14 protein-coding genes are annotated in these 16,975 nt (G+C 71.1%); 6 read left to right on the forward strand and 8 right to left on the reverse strand.

Translation table 11 applies throughout. The annotated features are described in order from the left end of the window. Positions 1-126: 126 nt before the first annotated feature. A complete protein-coding gene (gene minC / locus MCBMB27_RS13800) occupies positions 127-891 on the reverse strand; it encodes a septum site-determining protein MinC (RefSeq protein ID WP_075380698.1) in 765 nt (254 codons plus the stop codon). A 115-nt stretch (positions 892-1,006) separates the two neighbouring features. Between minC and addA the strand changes: the two genes are divergently transcribed. Together addA and trxA are read left to right on the forward strand one after the other, a co-directional pair. After that, positions 1,007-4,504 carry a double-strand break repair helicase AddA gene (addA, locus tag MCBMB27_RS13805; RefSeq protein ID WP_075380699.1) on the forward strand — a complete coding sequence of 1,166 codons (3,498 nt, stop codon included), beginning with the start codon at positions 1,007-1,009 and terminating at the stop codon, positions 4,502-4,504. 204 nt (positions 4,505-4,708) lie between these two features. Continuing rightward, positions 4,709-5,032 carry a thioredoxin gene (gene trxA, locus MCBMB27_RS13810; RefSeq protein WP_010682902.1) on the forward strand — a complete coding sequence of 108 codons (324 nt, stop codon included), beginning with the start codon at positions 4,709-4,711 and terminating at the stop codon, positions 5,030-5,032. Positions 5,033-5,152: 120 nt separating this feature from the next. Here the strand turns inward: trxA and MCBMB27_RS13815 are convergent, their stop codons facing one another. The 4 genes from MCBMB27_RS13815 to trpA all read right to left on the reverse strand — a co-directional run bounded on the left by MCBMB27_RS13815 (position 5,153) and on the right by trpA (position 9,435). After that, positions 5,153-6,052: an outer membrane protein gene (locus MCBMB27_RS13815; RefSeq protein ID WP_043346698.1), complete on the reverse strand. Its 900-nt coding sequence runs from the start codon at positions 6,050-6,052 to the stop codon at positions 5,153-5,155. A gap of 233 nt (positions 6,053-6,285) precedes the next feature. After that, positions 6,286-7,611, reverse strand: coding sequence for a bifunctional folylpolyglutamate synthase/dihydrofolate synthase (locus MCBMB27_RS13820; RefSeq protein ID WP_043346700.1), 1,326 nt, complete (start codon positions 7,609-7,611; stop codon positions 6,286-6,288). Positions 7,612-7,618: 7 nt separating this feature from the next. Then, positions 7,619-8,515, reverse strand: a complete 897-nt coding sequence (accD, locus tag MCBMB27_RS13825; RefSeq protein ID WP_043346702.1) for an acetyl-CoA carboxylase, carboxyltransferase subunit beta — start codon at positions 8,513-8,515, stop codon at positions 7,619-7,621. Positions 8,516-8,595: 80 nt separating this feature from the next. Beyond that, the gene (trpA, locus tag MCBMB27_RS13830; RefSeq protein WP_043346703.1) at positions 8,596-9,435 is read right to left on the reverse strand and encodes a tryptophan synthase subunit alpha; all 840 of its coding nucleotides are present in this window, start codon (positions 9,433-9,435) and stop codon (positions 8,596-8,598) included. 210 nt (positions 9,436-9,645) lie between these two features. Here trpA and MCBMB27_RS13835 point away from each other — a divergent pair, with 210 nt between their 5' ends. The 3 genes from MCBMB27_RS13835 (at position 9,646) to MCBMB27_RS13845 (ending at position 13,979) form a co-directional block, all read left to right on the forward strand. Then, positions 9,646-10,311 carry an HAD-IA family hydrolase gene (locus MCBMB27_RS13835; RefSeq protein ID WP_075380700.1) on the forward strand — a complete coding sequence of 222 codons (666 nt, stop codon included), beginning with the start codon at positions 9,646-9,648 and terminating at the stop codon, positions 10,309-10,311. 109 nt (positions 10,312-10,420) lie between these two features. After that, complete coding sequence (locus tag MCBMB27_RS13840; RefSeq protein WP_075380701.1) at positions 10,421-11,203, forward strand: fumarylacetoacetate hydrolase family protein; 783 nt, start codon at positions 10,421-10,423, stop codon at positions 11,201-11,203. 103 nt (positions 11,204-11,306) lie between these two features. Next, a complete protein-coding gene (locus MCBMB27_RS13845; RefSeq protein WP_075380702.1) occupies positions 11,307-13,979 on the forward strand; it encodes an MGH1-like glycoside hydrolase domain-containing protein in 2,673 nt (890 codons plus the stop codon). A gap of 39 nt (positions 13,980-14,018) precedes the next feature. Here MCBMB27_RS13845 and MCBMB27_RS13850 read toward each other — a convergent pair whose 3' ends face one another. Beyond that, positions 14,019-14,426: a Ros/MucR family transcriptional regulator gene (locus MCBMB27_RS13850; RefSeq protein WP_043346732.1), complete on the reverse strand. Its 408-nt coding sequence runs from the start codon at positions 14,424-14,426 to the stop codon at positions 14,019-14,021. A 312-nt stretch (positions 14,427-14,738) separates the two neighbouring features. On the opposite strand from MCBMB27_RS13850, the gene MCBMB27_RS13855 reads away from it, so the two are divergent. Beyond that, on the forward strand, positions 14,739-15,836 hold the full coding sequence (locus MCBMB27_RS13855) for an NAD(P)/FAD-dependent oxidoreductase (RefSeq protein ID WP_075380703.1): 1,098 nt from the start codon (positions 14,739-14,741) through the stop codon (positions 15,834-15,836). 4 nt (positions 15,837-15,840) lie between these two features. Here the strand turns inward: MCBMB27_RS13855 and MCBMB27_RS13860 are convergent, their stop codons facing one another. Beyond that, complete coding sequence (locus tag MCBMB27_RS13860) at positions 15,841-16,557, reverse strand: LrgB family protein (protein ID WP_043346714.1); 717 nt, start codon at positions 16,555-16,557, stop codon at positions 15,841-15,843. A 3-nt stretch (positions 16,558-16,560) separates the two neighbouring features. Beyond that, positions 16,561-16,965 carry a CidA/LrgA family protein gene (locus tag MCBMB27_RS13865; protein ID WP_043346716.1) on the reverse strand — a complete coding sequence of 135 codons (405 nt, stop codon included), beginning with the start codon at positions 16,963-16,965 and terminating at the stop codon, positions 16,561-16,563. Positions 16,966-16,975 lie beyond the last annotated feature (10 nt).

Below are 16,975 nucleotides of genomic sequence, written 5' to 3' on the forward strand. Positions count from 1 at the left end.
GGTCGGCAAATTCTGCCGGGATCCTTGTATCGGAGCAGCGGAGGACGCTTTCACGGCTCGACCGCGAGCGGAGTCAGGCGCCCCGTCCTTCGACCGACGGCCCGAACGTCCGCGGGGAAACGCCGCTCAACCCCGCTCGAACAGGTTGAGCTTGATCGCATCCTCCAGCAGCCGCACCTCGACGGCCTGCCCTCTGAAGGCCGGGTCGAGGTCGTCCGCGGCGCGGTACAGGCCGTCGATCGCCACCAGCTCCGGCTCGAACCGGCGGCACCAGATCCGCGCCGTCGGGTTTCCGGCCGCGCCGGCGATCGCGCGGCCGCGCAGGGCGCCGTAGACGTGGATCGAGCCGCCGGCGATGACCTCGGCGCCCGAGGCGACGGCGCCCAGGACCGTGACGTCGCCCTCGAGATGCAGCACGGTCTGGCCGGAGCGCACGGGGGCGTCGAGGATCAGCGAGCGGGCCGTCTCCTTGGGCTGGGGCTCGGTCGACGCGGACGCGTCCGAGGCGGATTCGTCCGGCGTGGCGACCTCGCCCGCGGGCCGGCCACCCGCGAGGGCCGGCGGGGCGCCCGCCCCCAGGAGCGACGGCGCCGCGCCCTCGATCCCCAGGACGGCGATGTTGCGCGCAGCCAGTTCGGCGAGCAGCCCGTCGAGATCCTCGCGGGTGAGCCGCAATCCGGACAGGTCGAGGATCACGGGCCGGCCGGCGAAGAAGTTCGGGGCGCGGCGATTGAGGGCGTCCAGGTCGCCGAACCACTCGGCCACCGGGGGTATCGGCGCCAGGACGGTGGCCATGAAGGAGCGGCCGCGGAAGCGGATCGGCGGGCGCGCCGGCTCGGATGTCGGCTGGGTCACGGGCGTGTTCGGTGTCGCGGACAGGATCGTCCGCATCCATGGGACGGCGCCGCGCCGGGGGCAATCCCGCAATGCCTGCTGTGACGCCTTGGCGGGCCCGCGGGCGCGTTTCTGTTGTAGAGAGACCCGGCAGCCGAGCCGGATTGGACCGTTGAGCAGCGCCACTTCGCACGCCCCCGCCCCTTTCGTCGTCGATGACCTCACCCGCGCCAACCAGCGGCGGGCGGCCGATCCGCGCGCCTCCGCCTGGGTCTCGGCCAATGCCGGCGCCGGCAAGACCAAGGTCCTCACCGACCGGGTGGTGCGGCTGCTCCTCGACGGTGCCCCGCCCGGGCGGATCCTCTGCCTGACCTTCACCAAGGCCGCCGCGGCCAACATGGCGATCCGCGTCTTCCGGCTCCTCGGCCGCTGGGTGACGCTCGACGACGAGACCCTCGCCGCCGAACTCGCCGACCTCACCGGCGAGCGCGCCGGGCCCGAGCGTCTGCGGCTGGCGCGCCGCCTCTTCGCCCGGGCGGTGGAGACGCCGGGCGGCCTCAAGATCGAGACCCTGCACGCCCTGTGCGAGCGGCTGCTGCACATGTTCCCCTTCGAGGCGAACGTGCCGGCCCGCTTCGTGGTGCTCGACGAGACCAAGGCCCAGGAGCTGTTCGACATCGAGATGGCCAACGTGCTGGCCGATGCCGTGGCGAACGGCGACACGCCGCTCAGCGCCGCCCTGGCGCGGGTCACGCCCGAGGCGACGGGCGACACCCTGCGGTCCGCGATCCGTTCGGCCATGCGGGCCCGGAGCTTCATCGGCGACGCGGCAGGTCTTGAGAAGGCCTTCGGGCGGCTGCACGGGGCGCTGGGCTTGGCGCCGGAGGATTCCGCCGAACGGATCGAGGCCGGGATCCTGGACGGCGGCCCCGGGTGCCGTCCGGAGGATCGGGAAGCGCTGATCGCGGCACTCCGCACCGGCAAGGCCAACGACGAGAAGCTCGCCGACGCCCTGGCGGCCGCCGAGGCCGAACGGGCCGGCTCCGCGGATCTTCCCGACCGGTCCGAGGCCCTGGCCCTCTACCGCGCGGTCTTCTTCACCCAGAAGGACGAGCCCAAGGCCGACAGCAGCCTCGGGACCAAGAGCGTGCCGGCCGATGCCAAGGCGGCGTTGCTCGCCGAGCGGGATCGGCTGGAGCCGCTGTTCGACCGCCTGCGCGCCGCCCGGGCCCATGCCCGGACGCAGGCCTTGTTCCGGATCGCCGCCGAGATCCACCGCCGCGTGGAGGCCCAGAAGGCGCGCCTCGGCGCCCTCGATTTCGACGACCTGATCCACAAGGCGCTGGATCTGCTCGAACGGGTCGGGGCCGGCTGGGTCCTCTACAAGCTCGATCGCGGGATCGATCACGTCCTGGTCGACGAGGCGCAGGATACGAATCCGGAGCAATGGGCGATCCTGCGGGCGATCACGCAGGAATTCGCCGCCGGCGAGGGCGCTCGGACCGGCAGCCGCACGCGCTTCGCGGTGGGCGATCCCAAGCAGTCGATCTACGGCTTCCAGGGTGCCGAGCCGCGGGAATTCGCCCTGACCCGCGCGTCCTGGATCGCGGAATCGCGCTCGGCCGGGCTGACCTTCGAGGACGTGCCGCTTACCCTGTCGTTCCGCTCGACCGACCTCGTGCTGCGCGCCGTCGACGCGGTCTTCGCCATCGATGCGCACAATGACGGCCTGTCCTTCGAGGACACGGTGCGCACGACCGTGCATGCCAGCGCCCGACCCGGGGCGCCCGGCGCCGTGGAGCTGTGGCCGATCGCCGAGCCGGAGCCCGCCGCCGAGCCGGATGCCTGGACCGCTCCCGTCGACGCGCCGGAGACCAGCGCCCCGGCGATCGTCACAGCCCGCCGGGTTGCGCAGGCGGTGCGGACTTGGACCACGACGGGGGACGCCACCGGTCGGATCTGGCGCCCCGGGGACGTCCTGATCCTGGTCCGGAAGCGCGGGCCCGCCTTCGAGGAGGTGATCCGCGCCCTGAAGGGACTGGGCGTTCCGGTCGCCGGGCAGGACCGGCTGGAGGTCTCCGCCCATATCGCGGTCGCCGATCTGGTCGCCGCCGGGCGGGCGGGTCTCCTGCCGGCCGACGACTTGACCCTCGCCACCGCCCTCAAGACGCCGCTCGTCGGGCTGACCGACGACGACCTCGTGCGGATCGCCACCCGCCGCGACCTCGCAGAGACTCTGGAGGACGCCCTGCACCGCCATGCCGCCTCCGGCGACCCGGCCGCAAGGCGCGGGCTCGAGGCCCTGTCGGGGTGGATCGCGCTGGCCGGGCTCCACGGCCCGTTCGGCTTCTACGCGCGGCTCCTCGGGCCGCAGGGGGGCCGGGCGAAGCTTGTGGCCCGCCTCGGCGGCGAGGCGGGGGACGCTATCGACGTGTTCCTCGCAGCCGCCGCCCAGGCCGAGACCGGCGAGGACGCGCCGTCCCTCGGCGGCTTCCTCGCCCGCTACGTCGGCGCCGAGGCCGGTCACACCGTCAAACGCGACCTCGAATCGGGCCGCGACGAGGTCCGGGTGATGACGGTCCACGGCGCGAAGGGTCTGGAGGCGCCGGTCGTGGTGATCCTCGACGGCTGCGAGCCCCTGGGCCGCAACGATCCGCCCCTCCTGCCGCTCCCGGCGACGGAGATCGCCCTGCCGCCAGTCTGGTCGGGCGGGCGGACCCAGGATTGCGCCGCCACCGACGCCGCGCGGGCGGCCCTGCTCGCGAAGGCCCGGCAGGAGCACAACCGCCTGCTCTACGTCGCCATGACCCGCGCCGCCGACCGGCTCATCGTCGCGCCCTTCCGCGGCCACGAGCGCGAGAGCGAGGCGGCGTGGTGCCGGATGATCCATGCCGGCCTGCAAGCGGCGCTCGGGGCCGGCCGGACGCTGGACCTGTCCTACGGACCCGCGACGTTCTGGCAGGATGGCGCCCCGCAGATGCCGGCCCCGGCGGCGGCGGCCTCCGCGGCTGCGCGGTCTCCGGAGCCGGAGCCGGACTGGCTGCGCAGCCCGGTCCCGTCGGAACCGGAGGTCGAGGCCCTGAGCCCGTCCGGCGCACTCCAGGCGGCGGACGGCGCGCGCGTACCGCCGCCGCGCCTCGCGGACGCGCAGGCCCGGCGGCGCGGGATCCTGATCCACGCCCTGCTCCAGCACCTGCCCCGCGTGGAGCCCGCCCGCCGGGAAGCGGCCGGGCTGGCCTTCGTGCGGTCCCGGGCGCCCGGCCTCCCGCGGGCGGCCCCGCACGCGATCGTCCGGTCGGTCCTTAGAATCATCGATGACCCGGATCTCGCGCCTCTCTTCAGCCCGGATGCCCGCGCCGAGGTGGCCCTGTCGGGGCGTGTCCGGGCGGCCGGCGCGGAGCGCGCGGTTCAGGGACGCGTCGATCGCCTCGCGGTGACGGCGGACGTCGTCCGCATCGCGGATTTCAAGACCGGCCGCCCGCCCGAACCCGACGCCCCCCTCCCCGCGGCAGAGGCCGGCCAGATCGCCCTCTATGCGCGCCTTCTCGCGCAGATCTATCCGGGCCGGACGATCCAGCCGATCCTCGTCTGGACCTCGGGCCCGGTGATTCGCACCCTCGGCCCCGACGACGTTGCGGCGGCACTGGACCGGGTCGGTATCGAGGCGTGAATGGTCCGTTCCGGCCGTCCGGGCGAACACGGCGACCGGCATGCGGCACCGCACATGGGTGGCGCGCCCACCGCGACGGCCCCCGGGCCGGGTCGGTCGGACTTCTTGACCGCGCGCCGGGGCGTCGCCAATTCTGGCGGGACCGCACGGGCCCCTGCCCGTTCGACGCCGTCCGACGGACGGCGGCTTCCGAAAGGTAACGTTATGGCGACGGTGAAGGTAACCGACGCGAGCTTCGAGCAGGACGTTCTCAAGTCCGCCGAGCCCGTCGTGGTGGATTTCTGGGCGGAGTGGTGCGGCCCGTGCCGTCAGATTGGTCCGGCGCTCGAGGAGATCGCCACCGACCTGCAGGGCAAGGTGAAGATCGCCAAGGTCAATGTCGACGAGAATCCGCAGATCGCCGCCCAGTACGGCATCCGCTCGATCCCGACGCTGCTGCTGTTCAAGAACGGCGAGCGTGTGGACCAGAAGGTCGGCGCGGCCCCGAAGGGCGACCTGTCGCGCTGGATCGGCGCCCAGACCGCCTGAGCCACTCCCAAGACCTAGACGATAAAAAAGAAAGCCCGGCCGCGAGGCCGGGCTTTCTCGGTTTCGAGCCCAAGATTATTGGTGGATCCCGGGGTCGAGCCCGGGATCCGGTATCAGGTCTTAGTACGAGCCGAACTTGTAGTTCAGGCCGGCACGGACGACGGCGAAGGCGTTCTCGTTCCGGCTGATGCCGGAGAGCGAGTACACCGGCACGAGGCCGACCGGGGAGATCGCAGCACCAACCAGCGGCGCCTGGGCGCGGCCGTTGTTGTTGTCGAGGTTCACGTACAGACCTTCGACCTTCAGCGTGACGGCCGAGGAGCGGAAGAAGTTCAGGAACGAGTCGGTGGGCAGGGCGTACTCGACACCGCCGCCGACGGTCCAGCCGGTCTTGAAGTCGTTCCGGCGGCCAGCGAAGTTCTGCAGGCCGACGCGAGCGCCGTCATCCGTGCCGGTGGCGTAGGCGAAACCGCCGGTGGCGTACACCAGGGTCCGGTCGAAGGCCCAACCGAGACGACCGCGGACGGTGCCGAAGAAGTCGATGGTGTTGAGCGTGCCGTTGACCGGGATGAAGCCCGGGTTGATCGCCACGGCGTTGGTGGCGAAGCGAGCGCGACGGCCGAAGTCGAGGTACTGGGCGTCAGCCTCGAAGCCGATCACGGCGCCGGAGCCCGGGGTCAGCTGCCAGTTGTAGCCGATCTGGCCACCGCCCGAGAAACCTTCGCGGCTGTCGTTGCTGTAGATCAGCGACGAGCCGTTCGGCAGCAGGGCCTGGTAGGGAACGAGACCGCCCGGGACGAGAGCGACCGGGTTGCCGGGCGTCTGCACGAAGCCGCGGGTCGAGTTGCTGCTGGCGTCGAACGCGTAGCCGGCGTTGATACCGAAGTAGGCACCGGTCCAGGTGAACACCGGAACGGGCGTGAACACCGGCGGCGGCGCAGCGCGGCGCGGAAGGTCGGCGGCCGAAGCGGCAGCGGTGAGTGCGGTGAAAGCCGCGAGAGACGTGAGAAGCTTCTTCATTACTGTGATCCCCAGCATAAGCCCGATCGCCCATGAAATTATGCGATCGAGCCCCGGGAGGATGTAGCTTAGCTGCCACAGCGGGAGGAAAGCGTGGCCGTGGACGGGTTTCCGCCCGCGCGATTGCGGCGATTCGACGGATTTTCGAATGCAAAATCCGGACTTCACAGATGTCCGGCGTTCCCGCCACTTGATACGGCGGCCGCGCGCAGGTCGGCCGCACTGGAGACGACTCAGACCGGCGGCGTGTCGTTGGCGGCGAGAACCATGCCGGCCAAGTAGAGGGAGCCGCAGATCAGGATTCGCGGGGGGCGCTCGAAGGCGATGTCCCGCACCAGGGCGAGGGCTGCCTCGATGCTCGGCGCCGCGTAGGTGGAGAGACCCACCTCCTCGCCGATCCGCGCGACCTCTTCGGCCGGGCGCGCGGCCATGGTCCCGGTGATCGGGACGGCCACGAGGGCGCGGGCCAGTCCGACGAAATTGCGCAGGAACCCGTCGGCGTCCTTCGTGCCGAGGAGGCCGACCACGAGGACGAGCGGCACGTCGCTCTTCTCGCCGAGATCCGCCATGGCGGCCGCGAGGATCCGGCCGCCGTCGATGTTGTGGCCGCCATCGAGCCACAGCTCGGTGCCGGGATCGAGCTGGGCGGCCAGACGGCCGCGACCGAGACGCTGCAGACGCCCTGGCCAATCGACTTCGGTGAGGCCCCGCTCCAGGGCCGCCGTGCCGATATCGCCGAATCCGGCGGCGCGCAGCGCGGTGATCGCCGTGCCGGCATTGACCAGCTGGTGGCGCCCGGCGAGGCGCGGCCGCGGCAGATCGAACAGGTCGGTCTCGTCCTGATAGACGAGGCGGCCGCGTTCCTCGTGCACGGAGAAGTCTTGGTTGCCGACGAACACCGGCCCGGCGCCGACGGCTTCCGCACGCCGGCAGAGGACGGCATCGGCCTCGGCGTAATCCTGGGCGGCGATCACCGCCGGGCAGCCGCGCTTGAAGATCCCGGCCTTCTCGGTCGCGACCGATTCGACCGTGTCGCCGAGATACTCGGCGTGGTCGCGGCCGATCGGCGTGACCACCGCGCAGGCCGGCCGGTCGATCACGTTGGTGGCGTCGAGCCGGCCGCCGAGGCCGACCTCCAGGAGCAGCACGTCGGCCGGGCTCTCGGAGAACAGCAGGAAGGCCGCGGCCGTGGTGATCTCGAACATCGTGATCGGCTCGCCGGCATTGGCCGTCTCGCAGCGGGCGAACGCGTCGGCAAGACGATCCTCGTCCACGAAGTGGCCGCCGCCGATCCCGCCGATGCGTATCCGTTCGTGGAAACGGACGAGGTGCGGCGAGGTGTAGACATGCGCAGCCAGCCCGCCGGCTTCCAGGATCGACCGCATGAACGCGATGGTCGAGCCCTTGCCGTTGGTCCCGGCGACGTGGATCACCGGCGGCAGGCGACGCTCGGGATGGTTGAGCCGCGCGAGCAGCCGCTCGATCCGGCCCAGGGACAGGTCGATGGTGCGGGGGTGGAGCGCCAGGAAGCGCGCCATCAGGGCATCGGACGAGGCCATCGCCGGGTCAGGCCGCCTCGGAGGGTGCCGCCGGCGCGGCGGCCTGGGGCGCTTGGGTCAGGAGGCTGCAGAGACGTGTGATCGTCTCCTTGAGCTGGTGCCGGTGGACCACCTGATCGACCATGCCGTGCTCGCGCAGGTACTCCGCCCGCTGGAAACCGTCCGGCAGCTTCTCCCGGATGGTCTGCTCGATCACCCGCGGTCCCGCGAAGCAGATCAGGGCGCCCGGCTCGGCGAGGTGGACGTCGCCCAGCATGGCGTAGGAGGCGGTGACGCCGCCGGTGGTCGGGTTCGTCAGCACCACGATGTAGGGGAGCCGCGCCGCGTTGAGCCGGCGCACCGCCACCGTGGTCCGCGGCATCTGCATCAGGGACAGGATTCCCTCCTGCATCCGCGCACCGCCCGACGCCGCGAACAGCACGTAGGGCGTGCGCTTCTCCAGCGCCGTCTCGGCGCCGCGCACGAAGGCCTCGCCCGCCGCCATGCCGAGGGAGCCCGCCATGAAGCCGAATTCCTGCGCCGCGAGCGTCATCGGCAGGCCGCCGACCCGGCCGAACCCGATCTTGAACGCATCCTGCAGGCCGGTCTTGGCCCGGGCTTCCTTGAGCCGGTCAACGTAACGCTTCTCGTCGCGGAACTTCAGCGGGTCCGTGGCGACCTCCGGCAGCGCCACGTCGATCCAGGTGCCCTCGTCGAACATCATCTTCAGGCGCGCCTGGGCGCCCATCTTCAGGTGATGCTCGGAGCCGGGAATGACCCAGTGGTTGGCCTCCACCTCCTTGTGGAACACCATTTGCCCCGTATCCGGGCACTTGACCCAGAGATTCTCGGGCGTCTCGCGCTTGAACAGGGTCTTGATCCGGGGGCGCACCACCTCCGAGATCCAGTTCATCGGTTCGACCATCGACTTGCGTCCGTCCGCTTCAAGCCCGCGCAGATATCAGGTGCGGCGCACGCCGCCGCCAGGGGTCCCCGATCCGGCCGTCAGGCGGCCCGTCCGACGCCCGCCGCCCGCACGCCCGCGGCGAGTTCCCGCACCAGCTCCGTCACCGCCGCAACGCTTCCGGCCTGAGGCCGGCCCTCGCCGTCGAGGGAGCGCACCAGGGCGTCCACGAGGGCGGAGCCGACCACGACGCCGTCCGCGCCCTTGGCGATCGCCGTCGCATGGGCGCCGGTCCTGACGCCGAAGCCGACGACCACGGGCAGCTCGGTGTGGCGGCGGATGCGGGCGACCGCCTCGGAGACCTTGCCGAAATCCGGTGTCGCCGTGCCGGTGATGCCGGTGATGGACACGTAGTAGACGAAGCCCGCCGTGTTCGCGAGGACCGCCGGCAGGCGCCGCTCGTCGGTGGTGGGCGTGGCGAGCCGGATGAAGGCGAGGCCCTTGCCGAGGGCCGGCAGGCACAGCTCGGAATCCTCCTCGGGCGGGAGATCGACGACGATGAGCCCGTCGACGCCGGCCGCCACCGCGTCGTCGAGGAAGCGGTCGACGCCGTAGGTGTGGATCGGGTTGTAGTAGCCCATCAGCACGATCGGCGTGGTGTCGTTGCCGGCGCGGAAGCGGCGCACGAGGTCGAGGGTGCCCGCGACCGTCTGGCCCGCCTTCAGGGCCCGCAGGCCGGCGGCCTGGATCGCCGGGCCGTCCGCCATCGGGTCGGTGAACGGCAGGCCGAATTCCAGGATGTCGGCGCCGGCACCCGGGAGCGCCGACAGCACCTCCAGCGAGGTCTCGGGATCGGGATCGCCCGACATCACGTAGGTGACGAGGACGGACCGGTTCTCCGCGCGGGCGCGGGCAAAGGTGGCGTCGATGCGGCTCGGCATGGTCGGATGATATTCGCGGTTGCAGGGCCGCCGACGGCCCGGGGTTGCACCCGCGCTACACCAAAGGCATCGGCCCGTGAAGCGGGCCGGGCTCCCGCGACAGCGCGCCGCTCGCGCGCCGAGTCGGTCCCGGAGGCTCGCCAGCCCGCGTGACGCGGCCATGCGCGCGGGTCGGTTGCCGGGGCGGCGGCGGCGGCCTAGCGGTCCCCCATGCCCGAGACATTTTTCCCGACACGTCCCCTGGCCGCGCTCCTGTTCGACATGGACGGGACGATCATCAGCTCGATTGCGTCGGCGGAGCGGATCTGGTCGCGCTGGGCCGAGGCGCACGGCCTCGACGTGGCCGCCTTCCTGCCGACGATCCACGGGGTGCGCTCGGTGGAGACGATCCGGCGGCTGAACCTGCCCGGCGTCGATCCAGAAGCCGAGGCCGCCGCGATCACCGAGGCCGAGATGGAGGATGTCGGCGACATCATCGCGATCCCCGGCGCGCGGTCGTTCCTGGAGGCGCTGCCGCGCGAGCGCTGGGCGATCGTCACATCGGCGCCCAGGCGGCTCGCCGAGCGCCGGCTCGCGGCGGCCGGCATGCCGGTCCCCGACCTCCTGGTCGCCGCCGAGGACGTGGCGCAGGGCAAGCCCGCGCCGGATTGCTTCCTGCTGGGGGCCGAACGCCTCGGTGCCGCGGCGTCGGAGTGCCTCGTCTTCGAGGACGCCCTGGCCGGCATCCGGGCGGCCGAAGCCGCGGGCGCAGGCATCGTGGTGGTCACCGCGACCCATCACGAGCCGGTGACGACCGGCCATCCCGCGATCGCGGACTACACCCGGCTACGCGTCGCGGCAGACCGGAGCGGGATCCGGGTGACACGGGCCGGCTGAGGATCCCCGACCAGGCCCGCATCCGCTGGCGGCCGGGGCAGCCCCATCGTATCGCCGACCGAGTTGTGCGGTCCGCGGCAGCACGCAGCCGGGCAGAAGGACGAAGGTCATGGCCACGATCAACAGGCGTCACGTGCTCGGGGCGGTCGCCGTGGGCGGTGCCGGGACCCTCGGTCAGGCCGCTGCAGGGGAGGCGCAGCCGGGCACGCTGTTCGCGCTGCCACAGGTCACCATTCCGATCCTGGGCGAGGCGCAGGTCTTCCCGGTCCGGCGGATCTACTGCATCGGCCGCAACTACGCGGCCCATGCCCGCGAGATGGGCTCCGACCCGTCCCGCGAGCCGCCGTTCTTCTTCCAGAAGCCCGCAGACGCCGTGCAGGTGGTCGCGAACGGCCTCGCCGACCATCCCTATCCGTCGCTGACGCAGAACTATCACCACGAGATCGAGCTGGTCGCCGTGCTGAAATCGGGCGGCCGGGACATCCAGGTCGGGCAGGCGCTCGATCACGTCTACGGCTACGCCACCGGCCTCGACATGACCCGGCGGGATCTTCAGCGCGGCATGGGCAACCAGAAGAAGCCCTGGGAGATCGGCAAGAGCTTCGACCACTCCGCGCCGATCACGCCGATCCTGCCCGTCGCACGGGTCGGGCATCCGGGGCGCGGGCGCATCCGGCTTTCCGTCAACGGCACGCTCCGGCAGGACGCGGACCTGTCGGATATGATCTGGTCGGTGGCCGAGCAGATCGCCGAACTGTCGAAGGCCTTCGAGCTCAAGGCCGGCGACATCGTCTATTCCGGCACGCCCGAGAATGTCGGGCCGGTGGTGCGGGGAGACATGCTCGCGGGCTCGATCGAGGGCCTGCCGGACCTGTCGATCCGCATCGTGTGACCCGATCCCGCGCGGATCGGGCCGCGGCGCGGGCCCGGACTTTCTCTGCCGGCGGCGCGGCACTATCGGTTGATGCGACCGCGGGGGCAGGAGCAGCGAGCCTATGACCAAGCCCAACGGCGTGCCGCGCAACCTCTTCGAGACCGCCGAGGGACGCCGTCTCGTGGAGGCCCGCTCCGACCCGGCCTGGCGCCGCTGGGGGCCGTATCTCAGCGACCGGCAATGGGGCACCGTGCGGGAGGATTACAGCCCGGGCGGCGACGCCTGGGACTACCTGCCCCACGACCACGCCCGATCCCGCGCCTACCGCTGGGGCGAGGACGGGATCGGCGGCTTCGGCGACCGGCATCTGAACTGGTGCCTGTCCCTCGCCCTGTGGAACGGGCGGGACCCGATCCTCAAGGAACGCCTGTTCGGCCTGACCAATCAGGAAGGCAACCACGGCGAGGACGTCAAGGAACTGTACTATTACCTCGACGGTATCCCGACCCACGCCTTCATGCGGATGCTGTACAAGTACCCGCAGGCGGCCTTTCCGTATGAGCGGCTGGTCGAGGAGAATGCGCGGCGCGGTCTCGACGACCCGGAATACGAGCTCCTCGACACCGGCCTGTTCGACGTCGGCCGCTATTTCGACGTCGCGATCGCCTACGCCAAGGCGTCGCCGGACGACATCCTGATGCGGGTCACCGCCACCAATCGCGGTCCGGACCCCGCCGACCTGACGCTTCTGCCTCAGCTCTGGGCCCGCAACACATGGTCCTGGAAGCAGGGCGTCCAGAAGCCGGAGCTGATGGCCGGTTCGGATGGCTCGGTCTGGGCGCGCCATCCCGAGATGCCGGGCCTGCGCTTCTTCGCCGAGGGCGCGGGCGAGTTGCTGTTCACCGAGAACGAGACGAACACGCATCGGCTGTTCGGCACCGGTTCGGCCGAGGGCTTCTACAAGGACGGGATCGACCGGTGCGTCGCGGGCGGGAACCGGGCCGCCGCCAACGCCCTGTCGGGCACCAAGTGCGCCGCCCGCTACGATCTCCATCTCGGCCCCGGCGAGACGCGGACCCTGCGCCTGCGCCTGCGCCCCGAGACCGCGCCGGGCGAGCCCTTCGCGGATTTCGACGCCGTCTTCGCCGACCGGGAGGCGGAGGCCGACGACTTCTACGGGGCGCTTCAGGCGCCGATCGCCGATCCCGAGATGCGGCTCGTGCAACGGCAGGCCCTCGCCGGCATGCTCTGGTCGAAGCAGCTCTACCACTACGACGTGCGCGAATGGCTCACCGGCGACCCGGCGCAGCCCGCACCGGCGCCGGAGCGGCGGCACGGCCGCAACAGCGACTGGGCCCATCTGCGGGCCAACGACATCATCTCGATGCCGGATGCCTGGGAGTATCCGTGGTTCGCCTCCTGGGATCTGGCCCTCCAGGCCATCGTGTTCGGGCTGATCGATCCCGATTTCGCGAAGAACCAGCTCCTGCTCCTGGTCGACGAGGCCTACACCCATCCGAACGCCGCGCTGCCGGCCTACGAATGGGGCTTCGGAGACGCCAATCCGCCGGTCCACGCGCTGGCCGCCTGGCGGGTCTTCGAACTGGACCGGGCGCTGACCGGCACGCCGGACCACGCCTTCCTGAAGCGGATCTTCAACAAGCTCACCCTGAACTTCACGTGGTGGGTGAACCGCAAGGATTCCGACGACCGCAACCTGTTCCAGGGCGGCTTCCTCGGCCTCGACAACATCGGCATCTTCGACCGGTCGAAGCCGGTGGGCGACGGCGCCTCGCTGACCCAGTCCGACGCGACGGCCTGGATGGCGACCTACGCTCTCAACCTGATGCGGATCGCCATCGAGCTGGCCCTCGAAGACCCGACCTACGAGGACATGGCCGAGAAGTTCTTCGAGCACTTCCTCCTCATCGCGGCTGCCACCGGCGCCGGTGTCTGGGACGAGCCGGACGGGTTCTTCTACGACGTGATCGAGACCCGTGACGGACAGCGCCTCCCGATCCGGGCCCGGACCATGGTCGGTCTGATCCCGATCTTCGCGGTGGCGGTCATCAATGCGTGCGATCTGGAGCGGCTTCCATCGCTGCGCGACCGGATGCTGTTCTTCCTGAAGAACCGCCCAGACCTCGCGACCCTGGTCTCGCGCTGGAACGAACCCGGCGAGGGCCAGACCGCGCTGCTGTCGCTGCTGCGCGGGCACCGGCTGAAGGCATTGCTGCAGCGCGCCCTCGATCCGAACGAGTTCCTCTCGAAGCACGGGTTGCGGGCCGTCTCCCGCGTCTATGCGGACGCGCCGTTCTGTTTCGCCTGGAACGGCAGCGACCTGGGCCTCGCCTACGAGCCGGCGGAGTCGCGCTCGCGCCTGTTCGGCGGCAACTCGAACTGGCGGGGCCCGGTCTGGATGCCGGTCAATTACCTGCTGATCGCCGGGTTGAACCGCTTCCACGACTATTACGGCCCGGATTTCCGGGTCGAGGCACCGACCGGTTCCGGACGGACCTATTCGCTGCGCGAGATCGCCGCCCACCTGTCACGGCGTCTGATCGGACTCTCGACCCGCGGCCCGGACGGGCGACGGCCCGTCTACGGGGACAGCGGGATCGAACAGGAGGATCCGCATTTCCGCGATCTGGTCCTGTTCTACGAATATTACCACGGCGACACGGGTCGCGGGGTCGGCGCCGCGCACCAGACCGGATGGTCGGGGCTCGTGGCCCTGCTGATCCAGGAGGTGGCGACCGCGGGCGCCGAGGTCCCGGCCCCGGACTGGACGTGACGGTCGCCCCTCGCCGGCACCGGCGAGGGATCGCGCCGGCTATTCCGCGGCCTGCTGCATCCGCAGGCGCTGCCCCTGCCCGATCTGGCGGGAGATCGTCGAGCGGCGAGCGCTGTAGACCGCCGAGACCAGCGGGTAATCGACCGGCAGGCCCCACTTGGCCCTGTAGGCCTCGGGCGTGAGGCCGCGCATCGTCAGATGCCGCCGCAGGGCCTTGTAGGGCTTGCCGTCCTCGAAGCTGATGAGCGTGTCCGGCCGGATCGAGGCGCGGATCTGTGCTTCGGTCGGGCGCTTCACCTGCGGCTCGACCGGCTGGTCCAGGGCGGTGATGGAGCGGTGAACCTCGGAGAGCAGGTCGGGGAGCGTTCCCGCCGGGACGCTGTTGCGCGTGACGTAGGCGCTCAGGATCTTTGCGGCGAGTTCGACGCTCGGCGATGTCGTCGGCATGGTCATCACCTCGGTTCGACGTTGTTCGGTTGTGTTCGGTTGTGGCTCTCGTGGCTTCCGTCGGATGCTTCGCCGCCGACGGCCGGATCTATGTTCGTGAGACGGTTTCGGCCCCGGCCGGAGGCGGTGAATGACCCATTATGCGCCAGATCACCGTCGCCACAACCGAGACGCGCATTTGTGACGCCGATATTTCTACTTAGGATTGAGATTTAGGGTCAATGACGAATCAACGGACGCGTCGTGGTTCCGATTGAAGTGCGGTATTGAAGACTCACCTGCCCGTCGGGGCGCGATGGAGAGCCCGAAAACATGGAGGTCCTGGTCGTCGGAGCCGGCGTCGTCGGTCTCGCCATCGGGCGGGCGCTCGCGCTGCGCGGACACGCCATCGTGGTGGCGGAAGCCGAGGAGGCCTTCGGAACCGGCGTGTCGGCCCGAAGCTCGGAGGTGATCCATGCGGGCATGTACTATCCAAGCGGCTCGGAACGCGCGCATCACTGCGTCGCGGGCTCGCATCGACTATACAACTTTTGCGCGAGTCATGGTGTCCCGCATCGCGCCTGCGGCAAGCTGATCGTCGCGTCCGACGATGCCGAGGCCGAGACCATCGCGGCGATCCGCCGGCAGGGCGAGGCCAACGGCGTGGCGGGCCTGGAGCTGCTCGACGGCGATGCGGCCCGGCGCCTGGAGCCCAATCTCACCTGCACGGTGGCGCTGCATTCGCCGCGCACCGGCATCGTGGACAGCCATGCGCTGATGCTCGCCCTGCTTGGCGAGATCGAGGATCACGGCGGCGCCCTCGCCCTGCGCACCCCGGTGGAGGGCCTGACGCAGCGGGACGGGCAATGGCAGGCCGCGTTCGGCGGTGCCGAGCCGGGGACGATGGCCTTCGACGCGGTGGTCAATGCCGCGAGCTTCGGCGCCCCGGCCCTGGCCGCCCGCACGGAGGGCTACCCGGCCGAGCGCGTCCCGAGGCTGCGCCTCGCCCGCGGCAACTACTTCGGCTGCACCGGCAAGCCGGCCTTCTCGCGGCTGATCTACCCGGCGCCGCGGATCGACGGCGGCCTCGGCATCCACCTGACCCTCGACCTCGCCGGACGCACCCGCTTCGGGCCCGACGTGGAATGGGTGGACGGGTTCGATTACCGGGTCGATCCCCGGCGCGCCGAGGCCTTCTACGGCGCGATCCGGCGGTACTGGCCCGGTCTGCCGGACGGGGCGCTGTATCCGGACTATGCGGGCCTGCGCCCCAAGCTGACCGGCCCGGGCGAGCCGGCGGCCGACTTCCGGATCGACGGCCCGGCGGAGCACGGATTGCCCGGGATCGTGCACCTGTTCGGGATCGAGAGCCCGGGGCTGACCTCCAGCCTGTCGCTCGCCGAGGCGGTGGCCGACCGTCTGGACGCCTGAGGCCTCAGAACAGCAGGTGCAGCGCCAGAGGGGCGAGGATCGCCGTCACGAAGGCGTTGAGCCCCATAGCGATGCCCGCGAAGGTCCCGGCCACCTCGCTGACCTGGAAGGCGCGCGCCGTCCCGATGCCGTGGGCCGCGAGCCCGGCCGCGAAGCCGCGGGCGCGCATGTCGCGGATGCGCAGGAGGTTCATCATCGGCGTGACCAGGATCGCCCCGATGATGCCGGTGAGGATCACCAGGATGGCCGTGAGCGTCGGATCGCCGCCCAGCGCTTCCGCGATACCCATCGCCACCCCCGACGTCACGGATTTCGGGGCCAGCGAGACGAGGACCGGCTGCGGGATGTCGAGGAGCCGCGCGAGGGCGATGACCACGGCGAGCGTGGTGGCCGAGCCGGCGGCGAGGGCCGCGAGCATCGGCGCGAGGGCGCGCAGGACCGTGGCACGCCGCTCGTAGAGGGGCATGGCCAGAACCACGGTGGCGGGTCCGAGCAGGAAGTGGACGAATTGCGCGCCCTCGAAATAGGTCCCGTAGGGCGTGCCCGTGATGGCCAGGACCGCACCGACCAGGGCCACGGTGATGAGCACGGGGTTGGCGATCGGGTGCCGGCCCGTGGCCGCGGCGATCCGGTCCGCCAGGACGTAGGCGGTCAGCGTCACCGTCAGCCACAGGAGCGGCGTCTTGGCGAGATAGACCCAGAGCGAGAAATCGCCGCCCATGCGTCAGGGCTCTCCGTCGGGTCGACGCCGTTCGACCCGGGCGGCCACGGCACGGAAGACCAGGACGGTCACCAGCAGCGACAGCGCCGTCGAGACGATCAGCACGAGGGCGAGCTTGGCACCCTGGGCCCGCAGCAGGTCGAGGCGGCCGACGACGCCGACCCCCGCCGGAACGAACAGGAGCGACAGGTTCATCAGCAGGCCGCGCGCCGTCGTTTCGAGCGTCCCATCGGTGAGCGGCTTCGGCAGGAAGCGCGACAGGCCGAGCCCCGCGCTGTCGCGCAGCAGCAGGAACGCGAACATCAAGCCCATGCCGATCACCGGCCCCGGCACCGGCACGCCCGCGCCGCGCGCCAGGACCTCGCCCAGCAGCTGGGCGAGCAGGATCAGCGCCAGACTGGCGATCATGGCGGGACGC

The sequence above is a fragment of the Methylobacterium phyllosphaerae genome (assembly GCF_001936175.1).
Classification (GTDB): Bacteria; Pseudomonadota; Alphaproteobacteria; order Rhizobiales; family Beijerinckiaceae; genus Methylobacterium; species Methylobacterium fujisawaense.

Coding starts and splice junctions, on each gene's coding strand:
- minC (WP_075380698.1), bottom strand. CDS start 891: ATGCGGACGATCCTGTCCGCGACACCGAACACGCCCGTGACCCAGCCG.
- trxA (WP_010682902.1), top strand. CDS start 4,709: ATGGCGACGGTGAAGGTAACCGACGCGAGCTTCGAGCAGGACGTTCTC.
- MCBMB27_RS13815 (WP_043346698.1), bottom strand. CDS start 6,052: ATGAAGAAGCTTCTCACGTCTCTCGCGGCTTTCACCGCACTCACCGCT.
- MCBMB27_RS13820 (WP_043346700.1), bottom strand. CDS start 7,611: ATGGCCTCGTCCGATGCCCTGATGGCGCGCTTCCTGGCGCTCCACCCC.
- accD (WP_043346702.1), bottom strand. CDS start 8,515: ATGGTCGAACCGATGAACTGGATCTCGGAGGTGGTGCGCCCCCGGATC.
- trpA (WP_043346703.1), bottom strand. CDS start 9,435: ATGCCGAGCCGCATCGACGCCACCTTTGCCCGCGCCCGCGCGGAGAAC.
- MCBMB27_RS13835 (WP_075380700.1), top strand. CDS start 9,646: ATGCCCGAGACATTTTTCCCGACACGTCCCCTGGCCGCGCTCCTGTTC.
- MCBMB27_RS13840 (WP_075380701.1), top strand. CDS start 10,421: ATGGCCACGATCAACAGGCGTCACGTGCTCGGGGCGGTCGCCGTGGGC.
- MCBMB27_RS13845 (WP_075380702.1), top strand. CDS start 11,307: ATGACCAAGCCCAACGGCGTGCCGCGCAACCTCTTCGAGACCGCCGAG.
- MCBMB27_RS13850 (WP_043346732.1), bottom strand. CDS start 14,426: ATGCCGACGACATCGCCGAGCGTCGAACTCGCCGCAAAGATCCTGAGC.
- MCBMB27_RS13855 (WP_075380703.1), top strand. CDS start 14,739: ATGGAGGTCCTGGTCGTCGGAGCCGGCGTCGTCGGTCTCGCCATCGGG.
- MCBMB27_RS13860 (WP_043346714.1), bottom strand. CDS start 16,557: ATGGGCGGCGATTTCTCGCTCTGGGTCTATCTCGCCAAGACGCCGCTC.
- MCBMB27_RS13865 (WP_043346716.1), bottom strand. CDS start 16,965: ATGATCGCCAGTCTGGCGCTGATCCTGCTCGCCCAGCTGCTGGGCGAG.